The organism is Persephonella sp., assembly GCF_027023985.1.
Taxonomy (GTDB): Bacteria; Aquificota; Aquificia; order Aquificales; family Hydrogenothermaceae; genus Persephonella_A.
Window position 1 is genome coordinate 73,722 of record NZ_JALVTW010000033.1, and the last position, 13,313, is coordinate 87,034.

A 13,313-nucleotide genomic window follows, 5' to 3' on the forward strand; every position below is an offset into this window, starting at 1 on the left:
CCCTTTTAAGCGTCTAATGGATATACAGAAACAACTTTTTTACCTTTTGATCTTTCAAATTTAACAACTCCATCAATAAGGGCAAACAGTGTATAGTCTTTTCCAAGACCTACATTTTTACCTGGATATATTTTTGTTCCTCTTTGTCTTACAAGGATATTTCCTGCTTTTACAACCTGACCATCATATCTTTTGACACCAAGTCTTTTACTAAAACTATCTCTACCGTTCTTAGCTGAACCACCACTTTTCTTTGAAGCCATATTAAAATCCTCCTTTAAGCCTTAATGTCTTTAATTTTGATTAAAGTATATGGCTGTCTGTGGCCATTTAATTTTTTGTAATTTTTCTTTCTTTTAAAATGGAATACAAGCACTTTTTTGTGTTTTCCGTGCTCTACAACTTCTGCTTCAACTTTTCCTTCTGTTTTTATATTTCCTTCATCATCTCTTATAAGAGCAGCATCAAGTTCAACTGTTTCCCCTGGATTTGCACATAATTTCTCAACTTTTACAAGCATTCCCGGTTCTACTTTATACTGCTTTCCACCTGTTTTTATAACTGCATACATTCTGCGAATACCTCCTTGGTCTCCTATTTAAAGCAAAAAAATATTTTATTACAAAAGTTTTTTATTATCAAGAAGATAATAGTTATGGATAATGTTTTTTAAATCTTTTGTTAATCAAATCAATAATCTCTCTGGAGAATACAGATTTCTTAGATGATACTAAATACGAGATTAAAGATGCAATGGCAGCATAATGAATCACATCTGCACCGAAAAGTTCAGCAGCCAGTATTGTAGAAGCTATTGGGGTATTTGTTGAACCTGATAAAACTGCAACAAAACCAATTGCAGCAAAAAGGGCTGCGTTATCTCCAATTAAATGTCCAAAGAAATTTCCGGAAGTAGCCCCTACAAACAATATAGGTGTTACAAAACCACCACTTCCTCCAAAACCAAGTGTTAAAGCAGTAAAGAGTATTTTTAAAACAGGCTCAAAAATAGAAGCATGATACTCTGGATTTAAACTCAAAGCGATAATATCTACACCAAGCCCCAAATACTCAGAACCAAAAATAGTAGCCAATACAACAATTATTGTTCCACCAAACATACCTTTAAAAAATGGATTTATAATAATTACACGGGCAAATTTTGTGGCATATTCCATAGCTATTATTACAAAATAGGAAATTAAACCAAAGAATATACCGGCAAGTATTACTTTACCAAGCTGTGCTAATTGCCATAAATCCGGAACAAACTCTATTTCTATTGGTTTATAAATATATGGGACATTAAGCAATTTCATTACCCAAAATGCAACAAAACCAGAGATAAATGCAGGAACACAAACACGGCATAAAATTCTACCTGCAAAAAAAGCTTCTATAGCAAATATTGCCCCGGCAATAGGGGCACCAAATACAACAGCAAAACCGGCACTGACTCCTGTTATTATTGTTAAAATCCGATCAGCATAGGAAAATTTAAGTATTCTTGAAAAAACAAGAGAAATATATCCTCCGATTTGAGCAGATGGAGCTTCTTTTCCTGCTGAACCACCAAAAACAATTGTTAAAATAGTGGCAACCTGTTTTACTGTAAAAGTAAATATATTAAGTCTTTTGTTATCTTCCACAGCATCCCGTATAATATCTTCTGTTCCATCTCCTTCTGCTTCAGGAAGTGTTTTATAGACTATAAAAGCACTTATTCCCATAGCAAATGGTAAGAAAAAATAAAATGGCACATGGAAAGGATAATTCCTTACAAAAACAGAGAATTTTTCAAGCATCATAAGAAAAAGACTGACACCGAAACCAACAACAAGCCCTTTAAAGATAGAAATAAAACTCCATTTGAAAATATCGTAAAAAACTATTTTATACTCTTTGAGACTTTCCATTTCTTTACGCATAGTTGTTAGTTTAGCAAAGATTTTATCCCTTTACATCTTCCTAAAAATCAAGGATTGATAGAAATCAATTACAGCACTTTTTAGTATCACTATACTATATGTAGTGGTATTAAAAATTTAATACTATATTTAGGAGGGTGTCATGAATATGAATACACACCTGATAGACAGCTACCTGAAAAAATTAGACTGGAGAGTTTATGAAAATAGCAACACAACATATTCTCTGCAAGGATTAAACTTTTATATTTCTTCGGAAATAACAAAAGATTACTGGCTTAATAATGTTTATCCTAAAGAAGTGGCATCAGCCCATAAAAACGGAGATTTTCATATACACGACCTTCAAAATCTAAGTGTTTACTGCGTTGGTTGGGATTTATATGACCTGCTTATAACAGGTTTTAAAGGTGCTTATGGAAAAATAGAAAGTAACCCTCCAAAACATTTTACCTCTGCACTAGGACAGATAGTTAACTTTCTTTATACTTTGCAGGGGGAAGCTGCCGGTGCGCAGGCATTTTCAAACTTTGATACATTACTTGCACCATTTGTTAGATATGATAGGCTTTCTTACAAAGAAGTAAAACAGGCTATTCAGGAGTTTGTCTTTAATCTTAATGTTCCAACAAGGGTTGGATTTCAGACACCATTCACTAATCTAACCTTTGACCTGAAAGCAGAAAACTCCCCTTATGCAGACCAATATGTCGTAATAGGTGGAGAAATAAAAAAAGAAAAATACAAAGAATTCCAGAAAGAAATGGATATGATAAACCAAGCCTTTTTTGAGGTAATGTCAGAAGGGGATGCTTCCGGTAGAGTATTTACATTCCCTATCCCTACATACAATATAACAAAGGATTTTGATTGGGATAATCCGGTTCTGGAAAAGCTATGGGAGATTACAGGCAAATACGGTATTCCCTATTTTGCAAACTTCATAAACTCAGATCTAGACCCAAATGATGCCCGTAGTATGTGCTGCAGGCTTAGACTGGATATCAGGGAATTAAGGAAAAGAGGAGGAGGTCTGTTTGGTGCAAACCCATTAACAGGTTCTATAGGAGTTGTGACTATAAATCTGCCAAGAATTGGTTATTTATCTAAAAATAAAGAAGAATTCTTTGACAGACTTAATAATCTGCTGGAATTAGCGAAAAAAAGTCTAGAAATCAAAAGAAACTTCCTTGAAGAACTAACAGACAAAGGCCTCTATCCTTACTCAAAATTTTATCTAAGAAGCATAAAATCCCAAACAGGAAAATACTGGCAGAACCATTTTTCAACAATAGGAATAATAGGTATGAATGAAGCATGTATTAATCTGTTTGGAAAAAGTATAGCTTCACCGGAAGGAAAAGAATTTGCAGAAAAGATTCTGGAGTTTATAAATCAAAAGCTTATAAAATTCCAGATGGAAACGGGAAACAATTACAATCTGGAAGCAACTCCGGCAGAAGGAGCATCTTACAGACTGGCGAAGATAGATAAAGAGTCATTCTCTGATATTGTTGTAGCAAATGAGAAAGAATACAAAGAATACGGCGCTGCCCCGTATTATACCAACTCTACACATCTGCCTGTTTACTATAGCGACGACCCTGTGTTTGTTTTAGACCATCAGGATAGTCTGCAAACAAAATATACAGGTGGAACGGTAATACATTTCTTCTTAGGAGAAAAAATTTCAGATACAGAATCGGTTAAAAATTTTGTTAAATTCGTATGCGAGAATTATCATCTACCTTACTTTACTATTACACCTACATTCAGCGTATGTCCGGTTCATGGATATATCTCAGGAAAACATGAAAACTGTCCGGAGTGTGGAGAAGAAACAGAAATATACTCCCGTATAGTCGGATATTTTAGGCCTGTTAAACAGTGGAATGATGGGAAAAAAGAAGAATTTAAAAATAGAAAAGGATATAAAATCCCCCTCTCCCCATTCCTCCCTCCCCGGGAGGCCTTTTTATAAAAAATATAGAACTGGAGAAAGAAATGAAAATAGCCGGAATTCAAAAATTCTCTTTGATAGATTTTCCAGGAAAACTATCTGCTGTTTTATTTGTTCAGGGTTGTAATTTCAGATGTGGTTACTGCCATAACAGAGAACTGGTTCTACCTGAATATTTTTCTTTCACGATACCGGATGAAGAAGTTTTCCAGTTTCTCAAAAACAGAATAGGAAAACTACAAGGTGTTGTGATTACAGGAGGAGAGCCTACCATTTTTGCAGACCTTATTCCCTTTATAAAGAAAATAAAATCTCTGGGATTTAGTGTCAAGCTTGATACTAACGGTTCAAATCCTGAAATTCTAAAAGAAATAATAGAAAATAACCTTGTGGATTACATAGCAATGGATATAAAAGCCCCTATCAGTAAATACAAAGAAATTACCGGTGTAGAGACCGACACCGAAAAAATTTTAAAATCTGTGGAACTAATAAAAAATTCCAAGCTAGATTATGAGTTTAGAACAACGCTTATAAAAAGTTTTCACTCCTTAAAGGAAATCTTACAGATATGCCAGATGATAAAAAACAGCAAAAAATATGTTTTGCAAAATTTTAATCCTTCAGATTCACTGGTATCGCAAGAGTTCAAAGAAAAAACAGGATTTTCTCAAAAAGAGATTGAAAACTTAAAAAATCAGCTTAAAAAATTCTGTCCTAATGTTGCTATAAGGAATTAATTGTGGCAAGTTTATATGCCAGTTTAACGGCTTCCACAAAAGATGATGGGTCTGCAATATTTTTACCTGCAATATCAAAACCTGTTCCGTGGTCTGGGGATGTCCTGATAAAAGGAAGCCCCAGGGTAATATTAATTGCTTTTTTGAAACATAAAAGCTTTAGAGGAATTAATCCCTGATCATGATACATGGCAAAATATGCATCAAATTCATCTCTACGGTTAAAGGCTGTATCTGCTGATAAAGCTCCCACTACATTAAAACCTTCTTTTTTCAGGGTATCTATCGCAGGCTGGATAATTTCTATTTCTTCTGTTCCTATATTTCCTCCATCTCCTGCATGGGGATTGAGTCCCAGAACAGCTATTTTAGGGGAGTTTATTCTAAATTTATTTTTAAGTTCTTTATCCAGTAGTTTTATCTTTGAGATTAGGTTTTCTTTTTTAATAGTTTTAGGAACATCTTTCAGGGGGATATGGGTTGTTGCCAGTGCAACCTTCAACTCATCACACATAAGCATCATAATGTAATTTTTTACACCTGAAACATGGGCAAGATAATCTGTATGCCCTGCGAATCTAAAGCCTGCTTCCATAACATACTGTTTTGATATGGGAAGTGTTACAAGGGCATCAGCTTTTTTTCTAAGTATATCTTTTACTGCATTTTCCAAAAATAAAACAGCTGCTTTACCGGATTTTATATTGGGTTTTCCTATCTGGAAATCTTTATCATAAATATTTATCAGGAAAAATCCTTTTCGATTGGCTTCTTCAGGAGATGATATTAAGGTGTATTCAAAATTTTGGCCTGTTATCTCTTTAGCTTTTTCAATGGCTTTTTGGCTTCCATAAATAACATAAGAGGCTTCAGGTAAATTTTGGCCTCCTTTTACTAAAATTTCAGGTGAAATACCGGCAGGGTCACCAAGGGAGATAGCTATCTTTACCATACAATTACTTTATTTGCCTTCTCAATAATATCTATTATTTCTGTGTATTCAAGGAGTTTATCTTCAGGAATTCTTATATTTCTGGCAAGGGCATCCTCTTTGCAAGCAGCCCAGTTATCTATATAAGGCACCCTTAGAACGGCATCCTGTATAAGAATAATCATATCATCTTCTTCAAGCATATCAGCTTCCGGAAAATCAGCAGGTCTTTTTATTATCCACAGATTATTCACCATGTTATCACCACCTCAGCTTCTTTGACTATTTCACAGATATCATCTTTTGGCTTTATCTGCACTTCAACCGGCCATTCTTTTGGTTTTATTCCCCTTTCCCTTATTGCCTCTTCCTCTGCTATCACATTGGCTTCCATCATGCCAAGGGCTTCCATAGATTTGTCAATAGGTTCTATCCCTATCATCTGTGGTTTCCAATCTGTAAGGGTGTAAACGCCATCTTTAAGGAATATTACCGATAGGGAATGTTCCATTGATAATCCGACTGATTGTCTGAGAGCTTCAAAGGCTTTCCAGCTGAAAGGATTTGATTTTATTATTACAACTACTTTTTTCTTTGCCATTTTTTCACCATTAGGAGAGCATTATAACTTTGTCTGCTTCCGTGATTAGTTTAGAAAGACCATACATACTGCTACTTTCTGCCCATTCTTCCGGTTTAATTTTCCTCTGTTCTGCATTATGGGCACAATAATAGACCTGTGCCCCTTTATCTACCAATTCTTTTATCTCAGGGCGAACTATTGAGTAAATACCATTACCCATAAAAAATATTCTTGTTTTATGGTTTCTTTCTAAAGATGCTGCCGCAAGCTTAACAGCGGTATTAAAATCATGTGAATATGGATTACTCGCCATTATGATTAACAGATTCATTTTACCTTCCTTACAATAACTTCCCAGAGATTATCACCTATCTGGTTTATCTCAAGAACTTCCTGACCTTCTTCTCTCATACTTTTAGGCACATTTTCTACAGAAGGTTTATAATCAAGGATTACCCTGAGAACCTGTCCAGGCTCCATCTGTTCCATTATTAACTTGCTTTTCACAAAAGTAAATGGGCAAACCTCACCTTTTAAATCCAGTTCTCTATCAACCTTTATCTCAGACATCTTTCCTCCTTAAAAATGGATATCACAGGCCTGGTCATATTCAATAAGTTCTTTAATTGTCGGGTTTTCTCCGCAGAGAGGACATTTTTTGTCCTTTCTTAATTTAACAATATTAAACTCAGTTGTCAGGGCATCAAAAACAAGTAGTTTTCCAACAAGTGGTTCTCCTATTTCCAGTATAAGCTTAAGTGCTTCATTTGCTTGAAGTGTTCCCATTATTCCACCTACTACACCTAAAAGACCTGCTTCCTGACATGATGGAACAAGTCCCGGAGGTGGAGGTTCAGGGAAAAGACATCTATAGCATGGTGAATTTTCTTTATCTCTATAATCAAATGTTGTTAGCTGTCCCTCAAATCTCAGTATAGCTGCTGATACAAGCGGTTTTCCAAGAAAATAACATGCATCATTTACAAGAAATCTTGTTGGGAAGTTATCTGAGCCATCCAGGACAACATCATAATCCTTGATAATATCCAGGACATTGCCTTTATGAATTTTTTCATTGTATGCGATTACCTTAACATCCGGATTTAAGGCTTCAAGGGTCATTTTTGCCGATTCTACTTTTGGTTTACCTACCCTTTCTGTGTTGTGGAGTATTTGCCTTTGGAGATTTGAAAAATCAACAACATCAAAATCAACTATTCCTATTGTTCCAACCCCTGCTGCCGCCAGGTAATATAAAGCCGGTGAACCTAATCCACCTGCTCCAACAACAAGGACTTTTGATTGGAGGAGTTTTTGCTGACCTTTTCCTCCAACCTCTGGGAGTATTATATGCCTGCTATATCTTTTTATTTGCTCTTCAGTAAATTGGAAAGACATTTAACCACCTCACAAAAGGAATATATGTAGAAATATATAAGGCTATATGATATATCAACTTATTTAAAAATTCAATGAATCTTAAACCCCGCAAAACCTTAAAAAAACTGCGTTTTTTCATAGTATCTATTAACCATAAAAAGTTTATAATAGTTTTATTGATAAAAATTTCAACGAGGTAAGAGGATAAATGGAAAATATTGACTGGCTGTGTATTAACACAATCAGAGTTCTATCATTAGACCAGATTCAGACAGCAAAATCAGGACACCCGGGAATGCCCCTTGGTGCATCACCTATGGCTTATGTTCTGTGGGATAAGTTTTTGAAACATAACCCCCAAAACCCAAACTGGTTTAACAGAGACAGATTTATTTTATCTGCCGGACATGCATCTGCAATGCTTTATTCATTACTTCATCTTTATGGATATGATTTGCCTCTGGAAGAACTTAAAAGGTTTAGACAATGGGGAAGCAAAACCCCTGGACACCCTGAATATGGACATACTCCCGGTGTTGAAGCCACAACAGGTCCCCTTGGACAGGGATTTGGAATGGGTGTAGGAATGGCAATTGCAGAATGTTTCCTTGCAAACTACTTTAACAGGGAAGGGTTTAATATAGTTGACCACTACACCTATGCTATTGTCTCTGATGGAGATTTAATGGAGGGCATATCCTCGGAAGCAGCTGCACTGGCAGGAAGATTGAAACTCGGGAAGCTTATATACCTGTATGATGACAACCATATTACTATAGATGGTCCAACAGATATTACATGGAATGAAGATATAGAGCTTAGATTTAAAGCTCATGGCTGGCATGTGATTACTGTTCCAAACGGAGAAGATTTAGATGCAATTTACGGTGCAATAAAAGCAGCTCAAGATGAAAAAGAAAGACCTTCTTTAATCAGGGTAAAAACCCATATAGGCTGGCACTCGCCTAAACAGGACAATCCTGCTGTTCACGGAGCACCTTTATCTGAAGAGGAGGCAAGAGCCACTAAAAAGGCTTTAGGATTTCCTGAAGATAAAATGTTCTACATCCCACAAGAGGCTCTAAATCACTTTAGAAAAGCAATAGACAGAGGAAGAGAACTAGAAGAACAATGGAATAAAATGTTTGAAGAGTATAAAAAAGCTTATCCTGAACTGGCAGTTGAGTTTGAAAGATTCATAAAAGGAGAACTACCTGAAGGCTGGGATGAAGGACTGCCGGTTTATACAGATACATCAAAAAAAATAGCTACAAGGTCTGCTTCAGGAGAAACATTAAATGCACTTGCAGACAAAATTCCTAATATAATAGGTGGCTCTGCAGACCTTGCTTCATCTAATAAAGTTGTTTTGAAAGGTAAAGGCGAATTTTATTGTGATTCTCCTTCAGGAAGAAATATTCATTTTGGAATCAGAGAACACGCAATGGGAGCCGCTGTTAACGGAATGGCTCTCCATGGTGGACTAATTCCTTTTGGTGCAACATTTTTTGTTTTCTCTGATTATATGAGAGCATCTGTAAGACTTGCTGCATTAATGGGTGTTCATTCTATATTTGTCTATACCCATGACAGTATCGGTGTTGGTGAAGATGGTCCAACACACCAGCCTATAGAACATCTTATGAGTTTTAGGGTAATGCCAGATCTCACAGTTATAAGACCTGCTGATGCTAATGAAACTGTTGAAGCATGGAAAATTGCCATAAAAGAGAAAAAACCGGTTGCCCTTGTTCTTACAAGGCAAAATGTTCCGGTTTTAGACCCTCAAAAATATGACATAAAAAATGGTGTTCAAAAAGGAGCATATATATTAGAAGATGATGACAATCCTGATATCATCCTAATTGGAACAGGTTCGGAAGTTCATGTATGTCTTGGAGCTGCTGAGATACTAAGAAATGAAGGTAAAAAGATTAGGGTTGTTTCAATGCCTTCATGGGAGTTATTCTTTAAACAACCTGAGGAATACAGAAAATCTATTCTTCCTCCAGAAATCCCAAAACTTGCAGTTGAGGCTGGCTCATCACTTGGGTGGAAAGAAATTGTCGGAGAAAATGGTGCAGTGGTAGGTATGGAAAGTTTCGGTGCATCAGCTCCGGGTAATGTTCTTATGGAAAAATTTGGATTTACTCCTGAAAATGTTGCAAATAAAGCAAAAGAACTGCTGGGAGATTAATCTCTCCCGGCTTTTTAATAATCAATAATTAATGAAGTAAGAAAAGTTGTATCTGTTTTTTCTATGTCATCAGAAGGGGGATTGTTTTGATAAGCAATTCTATAACCAACCCCAAGGGAAAAATGGGAATTGATCTTAACCTGAATTCCAGTATCAGAATTTATAAAGTATGTTTCGGTATCCTCTAAATTAACTCTGTATTTAAATTCCTCAATAAATTTTAAGTTATCCAAAATCTGCCAGTTATAATCAAGCTCAATTGTTCCGGTAGTATAATCATCGCTACCGCCTGTTTTAAAATCCTCAAATGTCCAACCTAAAGCAGCAAGCCCTTTTAAATAATGCTTTTTAGTTTTAATAATGTCATAACCAAAACCTGCCGACCATGTTGTCTGGTAGTCATAACCGGAAAACTTGTCCCTTAAATAGTCACCTTGCAGAAAGATAAATAATCTATCACTTAAAAGCTTCTCCCATCTACCGAGAAGATAAAGTTTATTTGTATTTTCTTTATCATCTGTCTTTCCATATAAAAACTCACCTTTACCAAAAAGACGGTTAAGTTCCAGTTTTTTCTTAGCTTCAATTTTTGTGGCGAAGGTTTCTGTGTCCGAATTTCCGGATGTTTTTACATAAGAAAGTTCACCATGCATCTCAAAATCCTTTTGTTGTTCCGCTGCAAATACAACCGTTGACAAACAAAGACTGCTTAATAAAATCTTCTTAAACATTCTTACCTCCGTATATTTTTCCCTCCCTGAGAGATATCTCCCTATCCTATAAAAAATGAAAAAAAGTTTCAACACAGGTATAATAATTGCAAAATATTTGCATTAGCAATAAGGAGGGTCAGAATGAAAAAAGTTTTAATCTCAGCGTTGCTTTCATTTCCGGCTTTTGCCTATCAGCTGGAAAATATAAAAGTTGAATCCGGTTATGGGACAGAATCAGGAATTTCCCAGATAACCTCTCCTGTGGATGTGATAACAGAAGAAGAAATAAACGAAAAACATCCATTTGATTTTAAGAATACCATTTTTAATAAAAATGGTTTTGCTTTTAGCTCAAACGGTGGATTTGGTCAGATAACTTCTATATATCTATGGGGAACTAACCCTAAAAGGACTGTTTTATATATCGATGGTATTAGGGCAAATGATTTTACAACCCCAAACCAATCAGCCGCTTATGAACTTCTTATGATGGACGATATCCAGAGAGTAGAAATAGTGAAAGGTGTCCAGTCTGGTGTATGGGGTACTGATGCTGTAGGTGGAGTGATTAATATTGTTACTCAAAAACCTGAAAAGGGTTTTCATTTGAAAACCTCAGGACTTATCGGAGATTACAACACAAAGAAAGCAGGTATAACTCTTTCTTATGCCAATGAAAAAATAGATATGATTCTTGGATATCACTGGTTTAGAACTTCCGGATTTTCTGCTGCAGAGCCTTTTAACAAAAGATGGGATGAGGCAGGATACGAAAGAGACCCATACAGAAATGAAACTATTAACTTTAAAATGGGCTGGAATATTACGCCAAAGGACAGGGTTGAAGCTGTGGTGAAAAATATAGATGCGGTTATACATTATGATGCTGCAGCTGCCGTTGATGCAAAGAATTATGATGATCCTTTCGGTTTAGGTTATCCAAGTGAATATTTTAACCATTACAGCCAGAAATTTTATAAACTACAGTATGATAAAAAATTGAAAAATAATCATCTTACCTTTTTATTTGCAAAATCTAAGTTCAACAGAACCCAATACGGCGGATATGAGGGAGAGTATAGGGAATATACAGCAAAGAATAAATTTAACTACTCCTTTGGATTTGTAAAATTTGGATTTTCCAGACAGGATTTTATCCAAAGTAAAGATGGATATTCTGCACCAAAACTTTCCAGATACCACAACAATGGGATTTATCTAACAAACCTTTCAAAAATTAATAGATTTTACCTTTCCCAGTCTATTAGACACGACAGCTATTCTGCCTTCAAAGACAAAACCACATGGAAATTAGGAGCAAAATATCTTTTTGATAAAGATTTATATATATCCGCAAACTGGGGAACAGGGTATAACGTGCCTACAATAGATCAGCTTTTCAATCCTTATTGGGGAAATGAAAATCTAAAGCCAGAAAATTCTATCCAATGGGATATTGGGGCAGGATATAAAGGATTTAGCATAAGCTACTTTAAATACTCTATACGAGATATGATTGATTATGATTTTGCCACAAGTAAATATCAAAATATTCCCGGTAAAACAAAAATAAAAGGAATTGATGCTTCATACTCTAGATACATTAATCTTTTAAATACATTTTTAAGACTAAACTATACCTATTTAGACTCTAAAGACCCAAAAACAGGAAAAAGGCTTGCAGGAAGACCATTACACCAGCTTGGTTTTGACGTTATCTGGTATCCAGCCGAAGCGATAAATATAGGATTTTCAGGATTATATGTTGATAAAAGAAAAGATTCAGGTAATAGAGAAACCGGCTACTACACAGTTATAAATGCTTTTGCTAACTTTAATATAAACAAATACTTGCTCGCTTATGTAAAGCTGGATAACATAACAGACAAGTTTTACCAGACTGTTGCAGGTTATGCTACACCGGATAGAAGTTTATATGCAGGTATGCAGCTGAAATGGTGATAGATGAGAATAACCCGTTTATATCCGAGGAGATACTTCTGGTATAAGTTTGTTAATTCACTTTTCACAGGCCTTTCAATAGGTTCAATATTCACAATATATGCTCCTCTTAAGCCCTCTATCTACTCGGTAGGGGGCGTTTTACTTGCTATTGGAATGCTTATAATTGCCAAATTTTATGAAAAATTGATGAACCTGAAAATATTCTTTTTTATATCCTTGCTTGTTGAGATCATTATTCTGTTTTTAGTTAGTTATTTTTTGATAAAGCCTTACACATACACAACTGCTTTGCTTGTTTATGCCGGATATCAACTAACTTTTGTATTTGGCTCTTATCTGGTAAGAACTGAAACAATTTTTTTAAAAAAGAAAAAATTTTTATCCTTAGTTGATATCTATAAACAGGCTGGATATCTATCTGGACTGGTAATTTCTTTTATTTTTTATCGTAGTCTGGAATATTTTCTTGGAATTACAACAAATCAGGATAAGGTCTATTATCTGCATTTTATTCTGTTATTTGTTGAAATAGTGATAATTATCCTTTTAATCAGGTCATTTAGGATAAGGAGAGTTTAGGATTTTTTCTTTTCAGCTCTTTTTATTAGATAAGCGAGAATGGCTGTTGCCGTTATTCCAATAAAAACTAACATTGCAATAATTGTCGCAAAATATTCTTCAACTGTCATCTTTACTTCCTCCAAAATATAGAAGAATAGAACCAATTAAAAGAGAGAAAGATATACCTATAAAAGCTGTGCCTACTAAAGATTTTGTCAACTCTCCTTTTACAAAAGGTTGTAAAAGCACAAATACCAAAATAGCAACAGCAATATTAAAAAATGTTTTACCAAGCTCATTGGCAATATTTTTTAAACCTTCCATAAATTAATTATAACCCAATAAATTAGCCTGA

The 13,313-nt window shown here is 35.1% G+C and carries 16 protein-coding genes; 5 read left to right on the plus strand and 11 right to left on the minus strand.

All coding sequences use genetic code 11. The annotated features are described in order from the left end of the window. Positions 1 to 5: 5 nt before the first annotated feature. The 3 genes from rpmA to MVE07_RS08560 all read right to left on the minus strand — a co-directional run bounded on the left by rpmA (position 6) and on the right by MVE07_RS08560 (position 1,928). A complete protein-coding gene (rpmA, locus tag MVE07_RS08550) occupies positions 6 to 263 on the minus strand; it encodes a 50S ribosomal protein L27 (protein ID WP_029519912.1) in 258 nt (85 codons plus the stop codon). Between the two features lie 14 nt (positions 264 to 277). Continuing rightward, the gene (rplU, locus tag MVE07_RS08555) at positions 278 to 571 is read right to left on the minus strand and encodes a 50S ribosomal protein L21 (protein ID WP_029519913.1); all 294 of its coding nucleotides are present in this window, start codon (positions 569 to 571) and stop codon (positions 278 to 280) included. Between the two features lie 82 nt (positions 572 to 653). Beyond that, a complete protein-coding gene (locus tag MVE07_RS08560) occupies positions 654 to 1,928 on the minus strand; it encodes a chloride channel protein (RefSeq protein WP_297456322.1) in 1,275 nt (424 codons plus the stop codon). A gap of 148 nt (positions 1,929 to 2,076) precedes the next feature. Here MVE07_RS08560 and MVE07_RS08565 point away from each other — a divergent pair, with 148 nt between their 5' ends. Beyond that, positions 2,077 to 3,909 (plus strand): ribonucleoside triphosphate reductase, encoded by a 1,833-nt coding sequence (locus MVE07_RS08565; protein ID WP_345781550.1) that lies wholly within the window; start codon positions 2,077 to 2,079, stop codon positions 3,907 to 3,909. Between the two features lie 23 nt (positions 3,910 to 3,932). Then, complete coding sequence (locus tag MVE07_RS08570; RefSeq protein ID WP_297456326.1) at positions 3,933 to 4,628, plus strand: anaerobic ribonucleoside-triphosphate reductase activating protein; 696 nt, start codon at positions 3,933 to 3,935, stop codon at positions 4,626 to 4,628. Here the strand turns inward: MVE07_RS08570 and pdxA are convergent. From pdxA to moeB, 6 genes are read right to left on the minus strand one after another with little or no spacing between them, the layout of a single operon-like run. Then, positions 4,615 to 5,580 (minus strand): 4-hydroxythreonine-4-phosphate dehydrogenase PdxA, encoded by a 966-nt coding sequence (gene pdxA, locus MVE07_RS08575; protein ID WP_297456328.1) that lies wholly within the window; start codon positions 5,578 to 5,580, stop codon positions 4,615 to 4,617. The genes MVE07_RS08570 and pdxA overlap by 14 nt on opposite strands. Next, the gene (locus MVE07_RS08580; RefSeq protein WP_297456330.1) at positions 5,574 to 5,816 is read right to left on the minus strand and encodes a sulfurtransferase TusB; all 243 of its coding nucleotides are present in this window, start codon (positions 5,814 to 5,816) and stop codon (positions 5,574 to 5,576) included. The genes pdxA and MVE07_RS08580 overlap by 7 nt, the downstream gene beginning before the upstream one ends. Then, positions 5,810 to 6,160 carry a DsrE family protein gene (locus MVE07_RS08585; protein ID WP_297456332.1) on the minus strand — a complete coding sequence of 117 codons (351 nt, stop codon included), beginning with the start codon at positions 6,158 to 6,160 and terminating at the stop codon, positions 5,810 to 5,812. The genes MVE07_RS08580 and MVE07_RS08585 overlap by 7 nt, the downstream gene beginning before the upstream one ends. 10 nt (positions 6,161 to 6,170) lie before the next feature. Next, positions 6,171 to 6,473: a DsrE family protein gene (locus tag MVE07_RS08590; protein WP_297456334.1), complete on the minus strand. Its 303-nt coding sequence runs from the start codon at positions 6,471 to 6,473 to the stop codon at positions 6,171 to 6,173. Next, positions 6,470 to 6,712 (minus strand): sulfurtransferase TusA family protein, encoded by a 243-nt coding sequence (locus MVE07_RS08595; protein ID WP_029521792.1) that lies wholly within the window; start codon positions 6,710 to 6,712, stop codon positions 6,470 to 6,472. Before MVE07_RS08595 ends, MVE07_RS08590 begins: the two co-directional genes overlap by 4 nt. Positions 6,713 to 6,721: 9 nt before the next feature. Continuing rightward, on the minus strand, positions 6,722 to 7,540 hold the full coding sequence (gene moeB, locus MVE07_RS08600; protein ID WP_297456338.1) for a molybdopterin-synthase adenylyltransferase MoeB: 819 nt from the start codon (positions 7,538 to 7,540) through the stop codon (positions 6,722 to 6,724). 190 nt (positions 7,541 to 7,730) lie between these two features. On the opposite strand from moeB, the gene tkt reads away from it, so the two are divergent. Continuing rightward, positions 7,731 to 9,719, plus strand: coding sequence for a transketolase (gene tkt / locus MVE07_RS08605; RefSeq protein ID WP_297456340.1), 1,989 nt, complete (start codon positions 7,731 to 7,733; stop codon positions 9,717 to 9,719). A 14-nt stretch (positions 9,720 to 9,733) separates the two neighbouring features. Here tkt and MVE07_RS08610 read toward each other — a convergent pair whose 3' ends face one another. Further along, complete coding sequence (locus tag MVE07_RS08610; protein WP_297456342.1) at positions 9,734 to 10,450, minus strand: DUF481 domain-containing protein; 717 nt, start codon at positions 10,448 to 10,450, stop codon at positions 9,734 to 9,736. Between the two features lie 123 nt (positions 10,451 to 10,573). Here MVE07_RS08610 and MVE07_RS08615 point away from each other — a divergent pair, with 123 nt between their 5' ends. Both MVE07_RS08615 and MVE07_RS08620 read left to right on the plus strand, forming a co-directional pair. After that, the gene (locus MVE07_RS08615) at positions 10,574 to 12,394 is read left to right on the plus strand and encodes a TonB-dependent receptor (RefSeq protein ID WP_297456344.1); all 1,821 of its coding nucleotides are present in this window, start codon (positions 10,574 to 10,576) and stop codon (positions 12,392 to 12,394) included. A 3-nt stretch (positions 12,395 to 12,397) separates the two neighbouring features. Then, positions 12,398 to 12,976 carry a hypothetical protein gene (locus MVE07_RS08620; protein ID WP_297456346.1) on the plus strand — a complete coding sequence of 193 codons (579 nt, stop codon included), beginning with the start codon at positions 12,398 to 12,400 and terminating at the stop codon, positions 12,974 to 12,976. Between the two features lie 99 nt (positions 12,977 to 13,075). Here the strand turns inward: MVE07_RS08620 and MVE07_RS08625 are convergent, their stop codons facing one another. Next, positions 13,076 to 13,282 carry a hypothetical protein gene (locus tag MVE07_RS08625; RefSeq protein WP_297456348.1) on the minus strand — a complete coding sequence of 69 codons (207 nt, stop codon included), beginning with the start codon at positions 13,280 to 13,282 and terminating at the stop codon, positions 13,076 to 13,078. Positions 13,283 to 13,313 lie beyond the last annotated feature (31 nt).

Excerpts from the sequence above, each read along its gene's own strand:
- MVE07_RS08590 (WP_297456334.1), bottom strand. The coding sequence starts at position 6,473 with ATGAATCTGTTAATCATAATGGCGAGTAATCCATATTCACATGATTTT.
- MVE07_RS08565 (WP_345781550.1), top strand. The coding sequence starts at position 2,077 with ATGAATACACACCTGATAGACAGCTACCTGAAAAAATTAGACTGGAGA.
- MVE07_RS08585 (WP_297456332.1), bottom strand. The coding sequence starts at position 6,160 with ATGGCAAAGAAAAAAGTAGTTGTAATAATAAAATCAAATCCTTTCAGC.
- MVE07_RS08595 (WP_029521792.1), bottom strand. The coding sequence starts at position 6,712 with ATGTCTGAGATAAAGGTTGATAGAGAACTGGATTTAAAAGGTGAGGTT.
- MVE07_RS08570 (WP_297456326.1), top strand. The coding sequence starts at position 3,933 with ATGAAAATAGCCGGAATTCAAAAATTCTCTTTGATAGATTTTCCAGGA.
- MVE07_RS08610 (WP_297456342.1), bottom strand. The coding sequence starts at position 10,450 with ATGTTTAAGAAGATTTTATTAAGCAGTCTTTGTTTGTCAACGGTTGTA.
- MVE07_RS08615 (WP_297456344.1), top strand. The coding sequence starts at position 10,574 with ATGAAAAAAGTTTTAATCTCAGCGTTGCTTTCATTTCCGGCTTTTGCC.
- rpmA (WP_029519912.1), bottom strand. The coding sequence starts at position 263 with ATGGCTTCAAAGAAAAGTGGTGGTTCAGCTAAGAACGGTAGAGATAGT.
- MVE07_RS08560 (WP_297456322.1), bottom strand. The coding sequence starts at position 1,928 with ATGCGTAAAGAAATGGAAAGTCTCAAAGAGTATAAAATAGTTTTTTAC.
- MVE07_RS08625 (WP_297456348.1), bottom strand. The coding sequence starts at position 13,282 with ATGGAAGGTTTAAAAAATATTGCCAATGAGCTTGGTAAAACATTTTTT.
- moeB (WP_297456338.1), bottom strand. The coding sequence starts at position 7,540 with ATGTCTTTCCAATTTACTGAAGAGCAAATAAAAAGATATAGCAGGCAT.
- pdxA (WP_297456328.1), bottom strand. The coding sequence starts at position 5,580 with ATGGTAAAGATAGCTATCTCCCTTGGTGACCCTGCCGGTATTTCACCT.
- tkt (WP_297456340.1), top strand. The coding sequence starts at position 7,731 with ATGGAAAATATTGACTGGCTGTGTATTAACACAATCAGAGTTCTATCA.
- MVE07_RS08620 (WP_297456346.1), top strand. The coding sequence starts at position 12,398 with ATGAGAATAACCCGTTTATATCCGAGGAGATACTTCTGGTATAAGTTT.
- rplU (WP_029519913.1), bottom strand. The coding sequence starts at position 571 with ATGTATGCAGTTATAAAAACAGGTGGAAAGCAGTATAAAGTAGAACCG.
- MVE07_RS08580 (WP_297456330.1), bottom strand. The coding sequence starts at position 5,816 with ATGGTGAATAATCTGTGGATAATAAAAAGACCTGCTGATTTTCCGGAA.